Origin of the sequence: Curtobacterium sp. 458 (assembly GCF_030406605.1) — a bacterium.
Taxonomy (GTDB): domain Bacteria; phylum Actinomycetota; class Actinomycetes; order Actinomycetales; family Microbacteriaceae; genus Curtobacterium.
This window is the reverse complement of the sequence record NZ_CP129104.1, coordinates 800,882-818,083: the sequence shown is the minus strand read 5'-3', so window position 1 is coordinate 818,083 and position 17,202 is coordinate 800,882. Positions and strand designations below refer to the sequence as shown.

The following is a 17,202-nucleotide window of genomic DNA, read 5'->3' as shown; positions in this document are numbered from 1 at the left end:
CTAGGGCAACCGCGCCATCACCCGCTGCCCCAGTTCTAGGCTCGTATTGCCCCTGGTCTGCGCCATCGCCTCTTGCGCCGGTAGGGGATCGCTAACGGACACAGCAGAAGCCCCACACGGCTAGCTGCTGCCTGGGGCTCGGTTGCTGCTCGTCCGTCAGCTCGAGAAGCCGTAGAAGCGGGTCGGACTGTGGCACGCATCGGCTGCTCGGCGAGCAGGTCGATCACCTCGTCGTGGTTGGCATCGATGACCGGAGTGGGGAAGTGGCGCTCGAAGGAGGCGTCGTCCTTCCGGCTGACGGTGTCCGACGGCTCGACGTCGGCAGCAGCTGCGACGGGGGTACGTGGGTCTACCTCGGGTACAAGCGAGCCTGCGGGGTGCCGGAGCGCTGATTAGACCGCCATGACAGTCGTACTCTGAGCGTCATGGAAGGGCTAGAGATCGCGGTCGTCCTCGGGCTCGCGGTGCTCGCAGGTGGCGTGCTGCAGCAATACCTGCGTGTCCCGGCGCCGTGGAGCTGGGTCGGGATCGGTGCCGCCGTCAGCTTCGTCCCGGGCTTTCACGACCTCGCGTTGGCGCCGGATGTCGTGCTCTACATCTTCCTGCCGGCGCTGCTCTACTGGGAGTCGCTCAACGTGTCGCTCCGGCGGTTCGCGTTCGATCTCCGTGTGATCCTGCTGCTCAGCGTCGGGCTCGTGTTCGCGACGGCCGCTGCGGTCGCCGGGGTGGCGACCGTTCTCGGGGTCGCGTTCCCGGTGGCGCTCGTGCTCGGCGCGATCCTGTCGCCGACCGACGCGACGGCGGTGTCCGCGATGGCGCCGCGGCTGCCGCGGCGGATCGACGTGATGCTGCGCGGCGAGAGTCTCATCAACGACGCCGGTGCCTTGGCGTTGTACGCGGTCGCAGTCAGTGCGGTCGTCGCTGGGCGGGACCCGGACGTCGGCGAGATCTCGCTGCGGTTTTTGTGGGCCCTCGTGGTCGGCGCTGCGGTCGGCGTCGCAGCGGGGTACGTCATCTACCTCCTGCGGCTGGTCGCCACCCAGCCGTCGCTCGAGGCCACGATCTCGGTCCTAACGCCGTTCGCGCTGTACCTCCCGGCCGAGGTCGTCGGTGGTTCGGGGGTGGTCGCGGTGGTCGCCGGAGGACTGCTGCTGAGCCGCCTCATGCCGCGGGTGGTGTCGTCCCGGTCCCGCGTGCTGGGCTTCGACTTCTGGCGTGTGAGTAGCTTCGTGATCAACGGGGCGCTGTTCGTGCTCATCGGACTGCAAGCACGCACCGTCCTCGAGTACCTGCTCGACGACGGGGTGCACGCGCTGTGGCTGACGCTCGTGATCACCGGGACCGTATTCGCGGTGCGGCTGGGGTGGGTGGCGCTCATGGCGCCTGCCATCCGGCTGCTCGATCGTCGTCCGGCCCAACGCGCGCGCCGTGTCCCGTTCCGCGTGCGCGCCCTGCTGGTGTGGGGCGGGTTCCGTGGCGCGGTCTCGCTCGCCGCTGCACTCGCCATGCCCGCGCTCATCGCTGACGGGGGTGTGTTCCCCGACCGGGAGCTCGTCGTCGTCGTGACGTTCGGGACGATCCTGGTGCTCCTCGTCGGGCAGGGGGCGACCATGCCGCTCGTCCTGCAACGCGCGAGCATCCCGCACACCGACGACGAGGCCGAGGCTGAGCACCAGCTCGCGACGCAGAGGATGGCGGATCACGCGCTGCGGCACCTCGAGAGCGACGCTGCGGCGGAGGGAGCCGCAGCGGCCGCGACGGAACGCGTGCGTGACCACCACCTTCGTGCCCTGCAGCGTGTGGAGGACCACGAACTTCGTGAGACGGACGAGGACGTCCGGCGCCTCACGCTCCGCGGCGTGGCCCGGAAGCGTGAGGCGCTCGACGGCCTCCGTCGTGCGAACCGCATCGACGACGAGGTGTACCTGCGGATCCAGGGGATGCTCGACCACGAGGAACTCCGGTGGGAGCACCCCGACGAGCGGTAGGTGTCGTCAGTCTCCGGGCACGGGCGCGGGGGCACCGCCCGGAGCCGCAGGTCGGCCGGCGCCGAGGGCACGAGGGATCACCGCGCCGAAGAGCGCCAGTCCGACGATGACCATCAGCAGACCGACCCACGGGGCGCTGAGGACGCCGAGGCCGGCGCTGAGGGCGATCGCTCCGCCGACGGCGCCGAGGGCGTTGGCGAGGTTCAGCGCGGCGAGGTTCAGGGATCCGACGAGCGTCGGCGCATCCGGCGCGAAGCGTGACAGCAGGACCTGGATGCTCGGGATCGCCATCATGGCGCTCGCCCCGACCCCGAAGAGCCCGACGAGGAGGACCGGGAGCTGTGTTCCGCCGACGGCGACGACGACGAGGAACACGCACACGAGCACCAGTCCGAGGACGAGCCCGCGGGACTGGTACCGGTCCGCCAGCCGTCCTCCGATGGCGTTCCCGACGGCCATGCCGATGCCGAACACCGCGAGTGCGACCGGCACGACCGATGCGGGGGACCCGGTCGGTCCCGTCACGATCGGTGCGATGAACGTGTAGACGGCGAAGATGCTCGAGATGCCGAGCGCGGCGACGACGACCACGACCCAGACGAGCGGCCGACCGAGGGCGCTCAGCTCGCCGCGGACGGATCCGCCGTCGAGGTCGGCGGTGCGGGGGAGCCAGGCGAGCAGCGCGACACCGGCGAGCAGGCCGACGACCGCGACGACAATGTAGAGCCATTGCCAGCCCAGCGCCTGGCCGATGAAGGTCCCGAGGGGGGAGCCGAAGATGGTCGCGACGGTGAGGCCGGCCATGACGGTGGCGAAGGCGCGTCCGCCCTTGCCCGGACCGTAGACGTAGGACGCGACGACGGCACCGGCGCCGAAGTAGGCGCCTTGGACCGTGCCGGTGATGAACCGCGCGATGATGAGGAACCCGACGCTCGGCGCTGCGGCGGACAGGCTGGTACCGACGACGAAGAGGGCGACGAGCCCGAGGAGGACCGTCCTGCGGTTGACGCGTGCGGCTCCGATGGTGATGAGCGGTGATCCGATCATGACCCCGAACGCGTACGCCGTCACGGCCCACGTCGCGAGCGGGATCGACGCGTTGAAGTCCTTCGCGTACAGCTCGATGATGCCGTTCGTCCCGAATTCGCCCGAACCGATGGCGAAGGTCCCGAGCGCTAGGGCGAACAGCGTCAGGCCCTTGCCGGGACGGGCAGCGGCGGTCGGTGTGTGGGTGGTCTCAGCAGCTGTGCACTGCGCAGCGTAGGCAGACTCGTGCATGTGGGGCTCCGGGGAGGGTGAAAGCGATCGGGTGAACCCACGACGTCGTGGGTGCGCAGCCATGCACGGGGAGCCATGGCGGGTGAGTACTGCGCGAAGCTATCACTCGGGCGCGCTTTCGGGACACGACACCGACCTCGGCGCATGACTTGTGCTGACGCGGCGTGAGCTCCGCTGATGGACGGACGCTGGTGGACGCTTGTGACGGTGTTTTCGTCCGAGCCTGCATGATCACTGGTCCGCACTCTCGTCGTCGGCGGGAGAAGGCTGCACGATGGGGCGAGAGATCGGGGAGGAGCCAGGTGAACGACGCAGATAAGTTCCGGCGGCGGCAAACGGAGCGAGCAACAAGAGCCGTTCACGTACTGCCGCGGCCGCCGGCGCGGTGAACGCAGGCGGCGAAGTGGGCACGCACTCGCGAATCTGTCTCATGGAGCGGAGCGCTGCCTGCGATGCTCGAAGCCGGCGCTGGCACGATCATCGTCACCACCGGCGCGGGCACGGTCTACCCGGTCCCGATCTTCGGCAACGTCACCGCCGGCGGCGCCGCACTGCGCAACTGGGCGCTGAACCTCGGTACCGCGCTCGAGGCTGACGAGAGCGGCGTGCACGTCGCGCACGTGGCGATCGGCGTCTGGATCACCGACCAGGCCCCGGAGGGCGTCTCCAGCCTGACCGCCGAGCAGATCGCACCCCGGTACTGGGACCTCGTGACGAAGCACGACGACCACGAGGTCCTCATCCGGGGATGAGCGGGAGGCCGCGGAGGACCCGACCCGAGCTCGTCATCCGCGGCCGCTCCTGCACCAGCGTGATCAGAACATGGTGTTGGTGTTCGCTGCTTCCTCGGGGACTTCCTGGATGACGTCCCAGTGCTCGACGATCCGGCCGTCGTCGAGTCGCCAGAAGTCGGCCACCGCCATGCCGCGGTCGCCCGGTGCGAGGTGCAGGTTGCTGTGGGTGACGACGAGGTCGCCCTCGGCGATGGTCCGCTTGATGTCCAGGTGCAGGCCGGGGAACTGTCCGCGGAGCCAGTGGACGTACCCGACGAACGCGTCCGGGCCGTCGCCGGCCTGTGGGTTGTGCTGCGTGTAGGTGTCGCCGAGTGCCCGCGCGGCCGCGGCTTCCGGTTCGCCGGCGTTGAACGCCTGCTCGTAGAACTCGCGGACGAACTGCGCGTTGTCGGTGGCTGCCATCGTGTCCTCCTCGTACGGTGCTGGCTTGGTGCGCCAGAACCTACCCGCCCGGCCGCGGCCGGTACGGGATTGGTGAGCGGACGGTCTTCGCTCAAGACCTTGGGCTGAGCGATGTGCCGCCGGTGGTGGCGTCGATATGCAGGACCGGACGGGCATTGTTCTGCCCCTCGGGACGGATGATGACGTCCTTGCTGACCACCGAACTCACCAGCCGGAGAAGATGGATGAGACTGTCGACGGCCTCGTCATCGACCAGCTCCCGGAGGTCGAAGTCGAACTCGATCGGTGCGCCCCAACCGAGGAAAAAGTTCACCTGCACCCCGTCGCTCGGCCATACAGAAAGGGTCTGTCCCACGCCGCTCGCTCCGGGTTCGACTGTGCGGATCCACGCAGCACTCCTGAGAGCGTCGCGCAGGGGAGCAATGTCGGCGTCGGAGGAACTGACGACCTCCCCGTCAGGCAGGACCAACGGCGCGAGGTCATCGGCTTCCTGGAAGGCCCGACGAAACGCGGCAGCGGTGATTCGATCGTCCACTCCGTGACACTCTCAACACGAAGCGCTGAGCGCAATGCGTTCGCGAAGAACATCTCGTCGAGGTCACGTCGGTCCTTTACGTTCGGGGAGCCGTGAAGGTCGATCACGTGTACGGCGGACGGCAAGCACTTCGATCTGTGGGACGCGGTGCAGTCCCTGCTGCAGTGACGCCTCTCCGCCGGCCGTGCACGCAACCGCCGCTCCGCCGCTCCGCCACTTCCGCGCCGCCACGACGTGAGCGTGTCCGTTAGCCGGTCGTTGACCGTACGGCGGGCGCACGGCTGGTGCTCGCAGGTCGTCGAGTCGCAGATAGCCCGTCCGATTTGATTCTCGCGAGGCTGCCTTGTACGGACGCCAACTGGTCCGAAAGCGAAGCATCTCAGCTTGGGAGGTTGTGCCGGAGGTCGTAGCCGGTGTCGGCGAGGAACTGTAGCCGGCTCCGGACTTCGTCGATCGAGGCCGCGTCGTCGTCGTTGCGTAGGTCGGCGCGGAGGAGCGTATTGGCGGTGATGATGTCGTCTGTCCGGTCGGCGTAGCCGGCTGCGGCCGCTGTGACGGCGATGGTGGGGTCCGCGGGCCGTATGAGTTCTGTGCCGGCGAGGCCGATCGTGTCGGGTTCGAAGCCGAGCACTGTCATGTCGACTTCTTGTTCGGTGAACGCGACGACCCGGTACGGCATGTTCCGTTCGCTGATGGCGGGGTAGCCGGGCCGTTCTGAGATGGCGCGGCCGGAGATGCGGCAGCCGGCTTCGATGAGGCGTTCTGCCTGCTCGGTGAGCGGCAGGTCAGACGTCCATCGGGTTCGGACGCCGCCGGGTCCGGGATAGCAGGCAATGGCGAAGTCGATGAGGCCGCCGACCTGCCGTGACTCCCATCCGATGTCCGTGCGGTAGACGCGTTTTCCGAGGCGTGCGAGCGCGTCGTCCACTTGCCCAGGCGTAAGCCCAGCCCGCACCATTCCGTCGAAGGTGGAGCCGTTGACCGCGAGCATGCGCGCGACAGCGAACGTCACGTAGATCGGTGCGGCGTCCTTCCACCGGTCGTGCACGCCAAGCACTTGTTCGCCGTCGATCCAGACCCGGCGGCGGTCGACATCGACCAGGAGCACCGTCTCGGTTTGTTTGGCGAGTGCGATCTGCGTCGCCGTCACCGTTCGCGGCGTCAACAGCAGCAGGTCGACGTCCGTGTCCTCCCCGCGTGGTCGCTGCGTGAACGAGGGGAAGCGTGCGCGGCGGCCGTCGGGCAGGCGGATCGTGTCGTGCGACTCGATCACCGCGGAAAGGCCCGCGAGCTTGAGGACGGAGATGGCGAGGGTCAAGTCTGTGGTGTCGCCGAGCCCGTACGGCATCGTGATCTGCGGCCTCCCGGAGTACGCGGCGGCGACCCACTCGAGCCCAGGCCCCATCAGCTGCGCTCTTCTCTGGTGTCGGTCTGGGCGGCCGCGATGCGCCTCCGGAGCTCCTCAAAGAATGGCTCCCATCCTGTGCGGGTATCGCCGAGGGCGGGTTCGCAGATGGTGCCGGTGTCGGTACTGCGGATGATGATCTGCCGCGACACGGTGCTGGGTGGGTCGCGGAAGAACACCTGCCCGTGCACGCCGGTGACGTCGAAGGCGATGTTGATGGGGAACGGGTCCGGCCGCCGGTTCACGACCGCCACCGTCGTCCGCGGAACAGGGCGACGATCGTCGCAAGCGGTCGTCCTTCTCGGATCCAGTCCAACGGTGCGAGGACTCGTTCGTCGACGGTGAGGAAGGTGCGGGGTGTTGTCATGAACTCGGTCATCGCTGCCGCGTCGAGCAGCGGCTGTGGTGCTGCCGCGTAGAGGACATCGAGTTCGGGCAGAAGTGTCGCGGGTCCGCCGTCGCCTGCTCGGAGGAGTTGCCATGCGGGGATGCGTTCTTCGCTGTCGAGGTCGAAGCTGAGTAGCCGGTTCGATTCGAACAGCTCGCCGACGTCGTCGATGCTGATCTGCAGGGCGGCGGCGACTTCCGCTTCGTTGAGCGTCGAGTCGAGCAGGTGCCGGCGGATGCGCGCTTGCGTGGTCTGCCACCAGTCCTCGGGAACGTCCGCCGGGCCGACGGCGCTGTGTTCGAGTTGGAGGGGGATCTGTCGGCCTTCGTCCGCGTACGCGGAGAGCTGTTCGCGGGTGACTTCCCCGCGGGCGTACATCCACAGCTGCGACTGCCACGGCATGTCGTCCGGAAACCCTTCCAGGTAGCCGGAGTGGATCACCGCGCGGACGGTTTTCTCCCGCTTCGCGATCTCGGAGGCGGGGATGAGGAGGGTCTGCACGATGCGGTTCGCTTCCCGCACCGCTGGCACGGTCAGGTCCGACAAGACGGTGTTGTGCTTGTCGTAGAGCTCATACCCGGGCTCCGCGTCGATGGGGCGGACGAGGATCTGTGCCAGGTGCGCGTCCGAATTGTCCGTGTCTTCGAGAAGGACGTGCCCCCAGAGGACCCGGTCGTTCGAGAGGTGCAGGGACACCAGACGTTGCATCAGCGGAAACCTCCAGGGACAGCGGGTGCGGGCAGGCCGGGTCAGGACTGTGGCGGGAAGTCGGCGGCGGCGCGGTCGACGCGGTCGGGCGTGTAGCGGAGGAGGAACCGCATGATCCGGTCCGCTTCGACCATCGCCGGCGCCGTCGGGTCCTGCCCGTCCGGGTCAACGTTGGTCAGGCGGAACCGGGGCGGTTCGTCGGCGTGGTCGATGAGAACCACTGATGGCTTGTCGTCGGGGCGGTTCGGGTCAATGAACATGACCGAGCCGAAGAACCGGGTGTCGTCGTAGGCCAACGTCAGTGACAGCAGCTGCAGCATCAACCCGCCCCGCCCTCACCGTCGCCGTTGTTGGGGTGCCAGCGGAGGTCGTGTGCGAGGTCGGATTGGAAGTGCAGTACCTGCCATAACCCGTTCACCGCGTCCGTGTTCGCAGCCACCCAGTCGGCTTCGTAGAGCACGTGGGCGGTGATGAAGTCGTCCGTGCAGCACCCTTCCGCGCTGGTGAGGATGGTGATGTCCTGCGGGATGATGACCTTCACCGTCGCGTCATCCGCCGATGCCGGTACGTAGCCGAGCGCCTGCATATCCGGATGGTCGGGGAAGAACGCGGTCAACCGGTCCGGGGCGACGAGGACGCCGGACTGCTGCGCCGCCCACCGGTCCGACATCACCCCACCCAACGCGATGAGTTCGTCCGCTTGCTGGTCGATGGTGGTGTCACCCCGCCAGCAGGTGCGGACACCGCCGTATCCCGGATACGCCGCGAGGGCCCAGTCGACCAGCTGGCCGAGATCTGCGGCTTCCCACCCGAGAGGCGTGTGGAACACGTGCGCGCCGAGGGTTGACATGGCGGCGCGCACCTCCTCGAAGGGAACCCCGATGCGTTCGGCGATGTCATGCGTGCCGCCGCCATGGAGGACGATGCTGCGGACGATCGCGAACACGGTCCGCCATCCCGGGGTCGCTTCCCGTTGCGCCGACGTGCCATGCACCTGCCGGCCGTCTGCCCACACCTGCCCACGTTTCCCGTTCACGACCACCAGGTCCGGGTATCGGCGCACCAGGGAGAGCACCCCGCCCTCGGAACCGCCAGGCAGCAGGATCACATCATCCACGCGCCCCTCCGCGCCGTCGCTGTCGGCGACGACGGTGGTCGGGTCCGGGGTGGCGAGGAACGCGGTCCGGCCGTCGTCGAACCGGAGCCGATCGAAGGCCTCCACCCGTGCCGGCATGCCGGCAGCGGCGAGGACGGTGAGGGTCTGGGTGATGTCGATCGTGTGCCCGAGGCCGAACGGCAACGACAGAATCGTCTGCTCGTGACGGATGTCCTGCACCCACTGCCGTTCAGACATCAGCCGGCCCCATCACTTCAGGACCACGCCCCACCGCACGAAGCTTCGACAGCACGTCCATCACCTGCGTCGCTGCTTCCAGCAGCGGGTCAGCAGGGTCCGTCAACGGCGCCCCGTTCAGCAGCGTGAACACCCACCCGTCCTCAGTGGTGCGGACATTGACGGTTCGTTGCAGGACCTTCGGTCCGGTGGAGTTCGTGAACGTCATCCCCGCCAACGTCGGCCACATCACGGCGTCGAACTGCGCCGACAACGACAGCAGCCACAACGGCACCGGCTCGAACCGCGGCGGACGGCGGTCAGGCATCGCCAGCCAGCCGTGGGTCGTCCTCCGAGAGCCGCTCGAGCCCGAGCCCGGACGCGTCGAGGATCGCGTCCTCTGACTCCGTTGTGGCGACGAACGACCCGATCTGCGCGTTGACCGCGACAAGAGTCCCGATCCGACTGCGCGCATCGAGCACCACCGCGGCGACCTCATCAGCTGTGCAGTCGGAGGTCAGCTCTGGCTTCGACGGGTGGAGGGCGGGGAACTCGAGCTGCTGCACCGGCGGATGCCACTTCACCCCGACACGCAGGACACGGTTGTCGGCGTCGTTGCGGTAGAACATCGACCCGAACGGATGACCCTGGTCCAGCGTGAGATCTGCGCCGTAGAGCGTCCACCCGGCGGCAGCGTGCGTGGAATCCCATCGCTGAACAACGAGCGCCCCGACACCCATCTGCAACCCCGGGATGAGAACTTGGTCGTCGCGAACCTCCGCGATGAGCGCCTCCATGCCCTCTGGGACCTTCTGCCGAAGCGCCGCGAACGGGATTCGCGCGATCCTGCGGGCCCGGGTACCTGGTGCCCCGCCGGGGTCGGTCGGATCTTCACTCCCAACGTTCACGCTGTCCTCACGATCAGGAGCTGCGGCCTGTTCGTGTTCACGAAATCCCATGCGCTGATTGTAAGCAGCAGATTGTGAATTGCGGAAGAGCTACGTGCCGAAGCGGCGACGCGGGGAGCCGTGGCAACCGGCGGTAGAGCGCACGCCTGCCCGGGGTCTCCGCGCATAGAGGTGGCACGACCGAAAAGGAGTGCCTCATGCCTGCCCTCGACCGCGACGCCCGTGTCGCTGCGTTCATCGCCGCCGCCGCCGACCGCCACGCTGGCCAGTACGACTACACAGCGGTGCCGGCGGAGTACGTCAACGCACACACGAAGGTGACCATCGGGTGCGAGGACCATGGCACCTTTCAACAGGCGCCGAATGACCACAAGCGTGGGCAGCGTTGCCCGGATTGCTCGGGGCGCCGGGGGTCGTCGTCGGACGCGCGGCGCGAGCAGTTCATCAGTCGCGCTCGTGCCATCCACGGTGACCGATACGAGTACTCCTCGGTGGTCTACATCGACCAGCACACTCCGGTCGCCATCCGGTGTCGCCTCCATGGCCCGTTCGAACAGCGCCCGATGAACCACCTGTCGAGTCACACCCCAAGCAACTGCCGCGACTGCGCGGACGCATCGCGGATCGGCGGTCTCGAGGCGGCGTGGGAGCGGCGGCGACCCATGCCGCGGGACCAGGAGACGGGACAGTTCAAGACTGTGTAGGGAAGCCCCGTCGACGGTCCGCGTGAAGCTGCGGCAGGATTGCGGAGCTATCGAGTCGTTGTTCGTCCTCGTCGTGCGCGTCGCAACGACATGTGCGCAACCGCAGGTCGGGGACCTGTCTCCTTCCTGACCAGCGGTTCGCTACTTCTGCTGCGGCCCGGAGGGTTAGAACAAGGTCGGTTCGGTCACCGTCGGTGCGGCGTACCGGTTCCCGTTCAACGCGAACTTGTCCTCCGTCGCTTCCGACGGCACCGGAAGGCCATGCTTGACCAGTGAGTGGCATAGCGTCGACGCTGCTTGTGCGGCGTCGTTGCCGTTGTAGCGATCAGAGCCTGCCGGCGGCTCGGATCACCTCGATCGCCTCAGATAGCACGTCTGCGCACGACGACGGAGGCTCAGGAGGTGCCTGCAAGCGCCCTGACGCATCGACCGGGAACCACTGCAGGAGGCCCGCCTGCAGGTCGACGATGTACGTACGTGTGGCGGCGAGACCATCAACGTCGAGGATCGACGTGAGCCTGTCAGCGTTGTATTTGGCGCTGCCTTGCCGGGTGGAGCCTCGTGCGCTCAATTGCGGACGGCGCAGGTTGCCGGCGCGGGTCAACGTGCCGGCCAACCGCGCGAGGTAGCGAGTCTTCACCTCAACAACGGTGAGCTCACCATCAATCAGGACCACGAGATCGAGGTCCTGTCGACCTTCGTTGCGGGTGATGTGGGAGTCGCCGACGGCGACGATGCGAACCCCGAGCGTCTCGAGGTGGATGCGAACTACCTCCTCGCCCACGTCGCCGAGCTGTGCTGCGGTGAGCGTCTTCAAGACTGCGTGGCCAGCGGCGTCGTGTTCGGCGGGAGGCGGGTAGGACGCAAACGCTGTCGCGTCGAACCGGTTCCGATACGCCCGCACGCTGACGCCTTCAACGTTGATGGTTCCGGTCTCGACCACGGCCGCATGATCCGTCGCATCCGCATATCGCAGGGAGGCGAAGTACATCGCCTGCTGTTCCACCGCCTTTCGTTCGGTGTCCCGGTACCGCTGCCCGTCACGGGAGAGTCCTCGGTTCAGTGCGCGGTCCTGGCGGAAGATGTTGGGCCCGAACAGGCCGCCGCCGCTGTGCGGCATGAGGTGGCCACGATCGACCGGCCGACCGGCCTGAGCCAGAGGAAACCCAGCCTGGTACGAAACATCTCGGCGGTCGACGGTCTGCGGCGGCACGCCTACACAGGCGAGCGTTCGGTCAGGAACATCGCCCGCGGCGAGCTCGAACAGGTAGGTGGCAGACCCGTGCTTGAAGACAGTCAGACTGCCGTCGGAACGGCTGCTCCAAAGATCGAGCAGCTCACCTTCAAGTTCATCGGCGCGGGCACCCGCACGCGCCAACCGATCAACGGATGCGTAGGCGCTCATAGAGTCCTGCCACGTCGTGTCTCTCTCTGAACCCACCGCAGCGCCTCCAACGAGCACGTTCAAGTGCAGGTCACATCGAACTATCGCACGCGACCTCGCTCTGCGCGAGATGATTCGAACCACGGGTGCGAGGTCTTGTTGAACACGATGCGTCGTCGCGGGACGGGACAGTTGAGCCCCACCCGATGCTCTGACAGCCGGCCGATTCCGCCCCCGGTCGGTAGGGTCACCGAGATGGCGCCTTCAAGGTTATGGCCGTCCGACGTCCGACGCCACGAACGATCTCGCCGCATAGGTCAGAGCGAGCGCCGCATCACTGTCGGCGGCCAGATCTACACTGATGCTCCCCAACTCGAGGTCACCATGTTCGCGAAACCCCTGCTGTTTCTGTCGTCGTACGCGCCACTATTCGCGATCCTTGCACTCCGGATCGAGAACACGTGGATCCGCATCGTCACAGCTGGGCTCGCCGCAGCGGGAGTCGCGGCACTCATAGCTGTCTTGAACCTCGACCGGCGAAGCGCCAGGGCCGGGTCCACCATCACTTCCGTCCGCAACGCGGGTGCGGAAGCATCAAGCTACCTCGCCGGGTACCTGCTGCCGTTCCTCACCGTTTCGCAGCCGACAACCACCGATGTCGTCGCCTACGTCCTATTCCTCGGAATCGTCGGGGTCGTGACTGTCAAGACAGGCGTCATCCAGGTCAATCCACTGCTGTTTGTCTTCCGTTACTCCGTCTTCCAAGTGACGGACGCCACCGGCGCGGAATATTACCTTCTCAGCAAGCGGAAGATCCGAGCAGGGGAAGAGGTTACGACCACGAGCTTGAATGACGAGGTCCGAGTCGATCGAGTCGGACAGAATCCTCGTTAACTGCTCGAAGGCGGCTAGGATTACGGCACCGATCTTGCGAATGGATGCTCATGCCGGCCGTCGAACAAATCACCAGCACAACGCCGATGACCCTCGTCGTCGCTTGGCGCACCGGAACACACGTCCATGCGCGACGAATCAAAATCGCAGGCGCCGTGCACGCCGCGCTTGTCGAGTACGCAAACGCGGCAGCGCAGACCATAAACGAGCCGGGCGGCCGTGACTACGATCCGGACGACGAGCAGGATGACGCACCATACGTCCGGGCGACCCGCGGAGACGCGTGGGACATGGAACTCCTTAGCGAGCTCGCCCAGGGCGTGAACCTGGATGAGGCAAGCAACGACGACCTGAAGCACCGATTCATCTGCTACGCGCTCACGGTAGGGACGTCCGAGTCTCCGACGCTGTACGTCCGGAAGACAACCCCACTCTCCCTCGGAACCAAACCGCTCGTCGCTCGGTTCCTCGACGGAGCCGTCAGCGAGATCAGTGAGCCGCTCTTCGCCTTCGACAGCGTCTTCGACGTCATCGTCACCGCCGAAACCGTCTACGCGCTCAACCAGAAGCGGTTCGAAGCCCTCTTCAAAGACTCCGACGCGGTCCTCGCACGCGCGGATGAATGGGTGCAACAACTTGGATCAGCGTTCCCACTCGCCGACGGCTCCGCAGACTTCCTCACCGACACGGTCAAACGGAACTCGATCTTCCGTCGGAAGCTGACCAGCATCCTTAAACGGGAGTACCTGCAAACGCTCACGGTGGACGTGCTTCGAGAAAAGATCCGCGAGCACGGCCTCGACGACGAGGCGTTGCTCGTCGACGACAAGCTCTCCTTCACGGCGGAGACCGCCCGAGAATTGTTCTGGGTGCTCAACCAAGACATCTACTCCGGAGACTTCTCCGGGGAGACCTTCGCGGCCGGTTCAAAGCGGCGCATTTAAGGCGCGCGTTTCGATCGGGGCAAGGACTCAGCGCGGCCGCCGGCAGGTCGGTGCGAGATGGCACCTGGCGATGCGTAGCTTTTTGGGTCTCGGTTGAACCGGGTAGCTGCGGTCGGCGTACTCACCCGCCGCCCACGCATCAGGCTCGCTCAAGGGGATGAGCGGTGTACTGACTCCAATTGATGGCAGGGGCACCTTCCAGGTCACGAGATGCGAAGCGTTTCCGTCGAACGCTCCGCTCACAGCACCACCGCGAGATGCGTCGCCAAATCTTCCATGCACTCGGACCGAGACCGCACGACAGAGCTGCGGTTCAGTCGCGTCACACGGAGAAGGGCGCGCTACTCGGTTGACGAGTTCTCCACCTTCCGGTCGTCAGGCTCCGTTTCACGATCCGAACCCGCGGTCCCGGTACTTACATCCTCCGTTGCTGGCTCGACGAGCTCCTCTGCAGAGCGCATCGACACGCACGCGTCGCCGATCAGCGCGATAACGGCGCCGGCACCCAGGATCGCCGATACGCAGATTCCGAACCAAGTCACCGGGAGAATCACAGGAACCACGGCGCCCGCACCCAAGACCGCGGCACTCCAGGTCCATCCAGTCGCCCGCGAAAGAATCAGCGCCGCGAAGCCGCCCAGCGCAGGAACGGCGGCAGCAAAGCGCGCGACCGTGTCCAGAGCTTCGTGCCGGATAGGTGCGGTGGCGACGGCGAGAACGCAGCAGCACACGGCAACGGCGAGCCCGATACCCGCGATGAACTGCCGTACCTCCGGCCACCTGATTCGCCGGCCGCTGGCTGCTTGCGGCAATTGGGCTGCCTCATGAGGGTCGGGCGCATCGAGCCCAGCTGCGCTCACGATCCGGCGTTCCCGTCGCAGTTGCGTCAGCCGAACAACGCCGTAGCAGGTGCAGATGGCGCCAGCGATGACGAACCCCAGACCGAAGTACCGACCGAAGAGCACATCGGCGGTGTGCAAGGTCGGACGGTCGAGGACGATGCGTGCACCGGCGACGATAATGCCGATGCCGAATACCGCTTCGAACACGGCGTTCACCGGGTCGATGAACTTCAGGTGACGCTTCCACGCGTACGCGGCAGCGTGGTACCTCACGAGGACCGCAAGGCGTTGCTCGAGCGCGGCGTCGTGGTCTTGGGACGTTGCCTTCAAATCTCGGAGGACGGCCGCAGCCTCCGTGGATTCACGGAGATGACGTTGAGCTCGATACGTACGAGCTTGCGCGATCGCAGTGAGCAGCGCGACCGCCGCGCCGACTGCTGCGACGCCAACACTCCACCAATTGACCATCAGGACGCTCCCCAGGGGCTTGGGCTCAGCCGAGGCTCGGTCACAAGAAGTCCGGCATCGATTCCGGCCGGTCAAGCCAAGCCCGTGTCGGTATCGGAGCTGCTCCAGTGCGCTGATCGCAGTCGCACCCGACGCCGGACGCAGGGTGCGACCAGTTGCATCCGTCCGAGCGGTGATCGCCCGGCTCGGCATGACGGCACCGACACGCGACGTCCGGACCGGCGAGCACGTCGGCGAGCTCCTGCGTCCGCGTCAGGAGCGCTTCCACCTGCTCTTCCGAGACAACTTCACGAGCGCGAAGGTGCACGCCCAGTTCCGCAACCAAGGCGCTCAACGCTCGCAGGAGATGCGCTTCTTCCATGCGCGTCGACGATCCAAACGGCCGGCTCGGAAAACCCACCGTCCGGAGCTCCGCCGTCGCGTGTGAGAGGACGTCGGCAAGTTGCTCCGCCGACAGGATTTCGCGTTCCGAACCAGAAGTCACCGGCTAACGCTACGAGGTCTCGATGACTGCTCACGTCCAGCTCAGCGCCCCAGAACGAGTGACATCAGCCGGTCACGTCGTCCGCGCATAGTGATGGCAACAAACCCCCTGCAGTGCACAACCGCTCAAAACTGGAGACCACCATGACCGACCGATTCTTCACAATCACCGAATCTCACCGCACCCGATTTGGGACGCGATCCGTTGCTGATCTGCGCGGCGACGCCGTGGCATCAACCGGACCGTCCTCTCTGTGGCTCGCTGAACTCGCCGAGCAGCTCGACCGAGCGAACCTCACGCGGCTGCGAGACGCGCCCGCCGGGTGGGGCTGGACGATTGCCGTGCCCGACGGCGCCGAGCAGCCGGAACCGATCTGGCGGAAGAAGCACGGCAACCGGCCGACAAGACTTCTCCGTGTCCTGCGCGAAGCAACCGGCGCAGCGTGGACCGACGCTGCCGCTGCCAGGATCGCTGACCTCGGAGAAGCGTTGGAACGTGACGGCTTCACACATCTCAATAGCGCACCCGCCGACTGGTACTGGGTACCGGGAGGCCGATCGTAAACGCACGCGGCAGTCAGTAGCAGCGCAGAGTGCGCGTCGCGTATGGAGAACCGGCGCTATCACGTACCGTCGCGCTATGAGCACCGCAAGAAGACCGTCCCTTCCGCGGGTACAAGACACAGATTTTGTCGAGCAGGCCGGCGTTCTGACGGTCGCCGGCATCGTCAATCAGGCGCGCTGTATCTGGCGGGAAGTGCTGCACCGAGACGTTGGTATCGATGGTCACATCGAGTACGTAACCCCTGACGGGGAGGCTACCGGACGGACAGTTGCAGTCCAGGTGAAAAGCGGCGCGTCCCGCTTCGCGAACACGACGACCGACTCCGTCCGCTTCACGCCTGAAGCAAAACACCGCCAGTATTGGGAGAGCTACCCGCTTCCCGTCATCCTCGTTCTCCACAACCCGGAGACCATGGAAACGCTGTGGACGGACGCCCGCGAAGCGCTCCGAGTACACGACGAGAACACCACGCTTGAAATCTCTCGGCGTAACACGTTCGATCCCGAGGGCGTCCTTGCCGCGCTCGCAACCTCCGGACCGCTCCCGTCGGCAGGCTTCGACGTGGATTGGATCCTGCAGGCGATGGCGCAACCAGACATGGAGGCGCAAGGGCTGACGTTCCTCGACATGTTCGCGCAGGGAATGACAGACGTCGCCCGGAGCATCTGGATATCGGTAGAAGTGACCGACCAAATTCTTGACATCAAGTCAGCGACCTGGGAGCCGCCGGGGTACGGCTTCGGCGCTCATGAATTTGCGTTCCTCGACCGCTACGTCGACTTTCTTGTCGCCCACGACCTCGCGCGACTCGACTATGCCACATGGCGAGAGACCACGCTGTCCCGGCAGATGGTCGCGAAGCTGATGGCACCGCTCACCACGAAGGGGCGCGCCGTTCGAGACGCGATCATCGCACTCGACTCGCAGCTGACCGTGCCCGAAGAACCGAGACAGTTCCCCGCAATCCAAGAGCGTTTCGTGCAGATGCTCTTCAACCCGTCCTGGGTCGACGAAGCAGCAGTCCGACAAGCGCGAATCGACCGGATCAGTGCGACGCTTCGCGCAGCGCCCGGAAGTGCCGCATGAGGACACGCAATCGGCTCGCAACCGAGGCCGAGACACTAGCGGCATCCCAAAACTGCGGTAGCACCGCCGACCTCTCACGAACTTAAGCTGCCG

Annotated in this window: 20 protein-coding genes; 8 read left to right on the top strand and 12 right to left on the bottom strand. The window is 66.3% G+C overall.

Going from position 1 to position 17,202, the window contains the following annotated elements; genetic code table 11:
- The first annotated feature begins 425 nt into the window (after positions 1 to 425).
- Positions 426 to 1,988 carry a Na+/H+ antiporter gene (locus tag QPJ90_RS03975; protein ID WP_290133180.1) on the top strand — a complete coding sequence of 521 codons (1,563 nt, stop codon included), beginning with the start codon at positions 426 to 428 and terminating at the stop codon, positions 1,986 to 1,988.
- A gap of 6 nt (positions 1,989 to 1,994) precedes the next feature.
- Here the strand turns inward: QPJ90_RS03975 and QPJ90_RS03970 are convergent, their stop codons facing one another.
- Positions 1,995 to 3,266, bottom strand: coding sequence for an MFS transporter (locus QPJ90_RS03970; protein ID WP_290133179.1), 1,272 nt, complete (start codon positions 3,264 to 3,266; stop codon positions 1,995 to 1,997).
- 452 nt (positions 3,267 to 3,718) lie between these two features.
- Here QPJ90_RS03970 and QPJ90_RS03965 point away from each other — a divergent pair, with 452 nt between their 5' ends.
- Complete coding sequence (locus QPJ90_RS03965; RefSeq protein WP_290133178.1) at positions 3,719 to 4,018, top strand: hypothetical protein; 300 nt, start codon at positions 3,719 to 3,721, stop codon at positions 4,016 to 4,018.
- A gap of 63 nt (positions 4,019 to 4,081) precedes the next feature.
- Here the strand turns inward: QPJ90_RS03965 and QPJ90_RS03960 are convergent, their stop codons facing one another.
- The 9 genes from QPJ90_RS03960 to QPJ90_RS03920 form a co-directional block, all read right to left on the bottom strand.
- A complete protein-coding gene (locus QPJ90_RS03960) occupies positions 4,082 to 4,462 on the bottom strand; it encodes a nuclear transport factor 2 family protein (protein ID WP_290133177.1) in 381 nt (126 codons plus the stop codon).
- A 91-nt stretch (positions 4,463 to 4,553) separates the two neighbouring features.
- Positions 4,554 to 4,997 carry a hypothetical protein gene (locus tag QPJ90_RS03955; protein WP_290133176.1) on the bottom strand — a complete coding sequence of 148 codons (444 nt, stop codon included), beginning with the start codon at positions 4,995 to 4,997 and terminating at the stop codon, positions 4,554 to 4,556.
- A gap of 379 nt (positions 4,998 to 5,376) precedes the next feature.
- A complete protein-coding gene (locus tag QPJ90_RS03950) occupies positions 5,377 to 6,315 on the bottom strand; it encodes a hypothetical protein (protein WP_290133175.1) in 939 nt (312 codons plus the stop codon).
- An 86-nt stretch (positions 6,316 to 6,401) separates the two neighbouring features.
- A complete protein-coding gene (locus QPJ90_RS03945) occupies positions 6,402 to 6,647 on the bottom strand; it encodes a hypothetical protein (RefSeq protein ID WP_290133174.1) in 246 nt (81 codons plus the stop codon).
- A complete protein-coding gene (locus QPJ90_RS03940; RefSeq protein WP_290133173.1) occupies positions 6,644 to 7,498 on the bottom strand; it encodes a hypothetical protein in 855 nt (284 codons plus the stop codon). The genes QPJ90_RS03945 and QPJ90_RS03940 overlap by 4 nt, the downstream gene beginning before the upstream one ends.
- A gap of 41 nt (positions 7,499 to 7,539) precedes the next feature.
- Complete coding sequence (locus tag QPJ90_RS03935; RefSeq protein WP_290133172.1) at positions 7,540 to 7,818, bottom strand: hypothetical protein; 279 nt, start codon at positions 7,816 to 7,818, stop codon at positions 7,540 to 7,542.
- Complete coding sequence (locus QPJ90_RS03930) at positions 7,818 to 8,834, bottom strand: hypothetical protein (RefSeq protein WP_290133171.1); 1,017 nt, start codon at positions 8,832 to 8,834, stop codon at positions 7,818 to 7,820. The genes QPJ90_RS03935 and QPJ90_RS03930 overlap by 1 nt, the downstream gene beginning before the upstream one ends.
- Positions 8,835 to 8,844: 10 nt before the next feature.
- Positions 8,845 to 9,159: a hypothetical protein gene (locus QPJ90_RS03925; protein WP_290133170.1), complete on the bottom strand. Its 315-nt coding sequence runs from the start codon at positions 9,157 to 9,159 to the stop codon at positions 8,845 to 8,847.
- Entirely contained in the window at positions 9,152 to 9,790 is a 639-nt protein-coding gene (locus QPJ90_RS03920) for a hypothetical protein (RefSeq protein ID WP_290133169.1), read from the bottom strand. The genes QPJ90_RS03925 and QPJ90_RS03920 overlap by 8 nt, the downstream gene beginning before the upstream one ends.
- A 146-nt stretch (positions 9,791 to 9,936) precedes the next feature.
- Here QPJ90_RS03920 and QPJ90_RS03915 point away from each other — a divergent pair, with 146 nt between their 5' ends.
- Positions 9,937 to 10,443 (top strand): hypothetical protein, encoded by a 507-nt coding sequence (locus tag QPJ90_RS03915; RefSeq protein WP_290133168.1) that lies wholly within the window; start codon positions 9,937 to 9,939, stop codon positions 10,441 to 10,443.
- Positions 10,444 to 10,768: 325 nt separating this feature from the next.
- Here QPJ90_RS03915 and QPJ90_RS03910 read toward each other — a convergent pair whose 3' ends face one another.
- Positions 10,769 to 11,848 (bottom strand): hypothetical protein, encoded by a 1,080-nt coding sequence (locus QPJ90_RS03910; protein ID WP_290133167.1) that lies wholly within the window; start codon positions 11,846 to 11,848, stop codon positions 10,769 to 10,771.
- 363 nt (positions 11,849 to 12,211) lie between these two features.
- On the opposite strand from QPJ90_RS03910, the gene QPJ90_RS03905 reads away from it, so the two are divergent.
- Together QPJ90_RS03905 and QPJ90_RS03900 are read left to right on the top strand one after the other, a co-directional pair.
- The gene (locus tag QPJ90_RS03905; protein WP_290133166.1) at positions 12,212 to 12,721 is read left to right on the top strand and encodes a hypothetical protein; all 510 of its coding nucleotides are present in this window, start codon (positions 12,212 to 12,214) and stop codon (positions 12,719 to 12,721) included.
- 86 nt (positions 12,722 to 12,807) lie between these two features.
- Positions 12,808 to 13,665, top strand: a complete 858-nt coding sequence (locus QPJ90_RS03900; protein WP_290133165.1) for a Kiwa anti-phage protein KwaB-like domain-containing protein — start codon at positions 12,808 to 12,810, stop codon at positions 13,663 to 13,665.
- Positions 13,666 to 14,006: 341 nt separating this feature from the next.
- Here the strand turns inward: QPJ90_RS03900 and QPJ90_RS03895 are convergent, their stop codons facing one another.
- Positions 14,007 to 14,975 carry a hypothetical protein gene (locus QPJ90_RS03895; RefSeq protein WP_290133164.1) on the bottom strand — a complete coding sequence of 323 codons (969 nt, stop codon included), beginning with the start codon at positions 14,973 to 14,975 and terminating at the stop codon, positions 14,007 to 14,009.
- Positions 14,976 to 15,147: 172 nt separating this feature from the next.
- Between QPJ90_RS03895 and QPJ90_RS03890 the strand changes: the two genes are divergently transcribed.
- The 3 genes from QPJ90_RS03890 (at position 15,148) to QPJ90_RS03880 (ending at position 17,109) form a co-directional block, all read left to right on the top strand.
- Entirely contained in the window at positions 15,148 to 15,402 is a 255-nt protein-coding gene (locus QPJ90_RS03890; protein WP_290133163.1) for a hypothetical protein, read from the top strand.
- Between the two features lie 200 nt (positions 15,403 to 15,602).
- On the top strand, positions 15,603 to 16,022 hold the full coding sequence (locus QPJ90_RS03885) for a hypothetical protein (protein WP_290133162.1): 420 nt from the start codon (positions 15,603 to 15,605) through the stop codon (positions 16,020 to 16,022).
- Between the two features lie 76 nt (positions 16,023 to 16,098).
- Positions 16,099 to 17,109, top strand: a complete 1,011-nt coding sequence (locus tag QPJ90_RS03880) for a DUF4365 domain-containing protein (protein ID WP_290133161.1) — start codon at positions 16,099 to 16,101, stop codon at positions 17,107 to 17,109.
- Positions 17,110 to 17,202 lie beyond the last annotated feature (93 nt).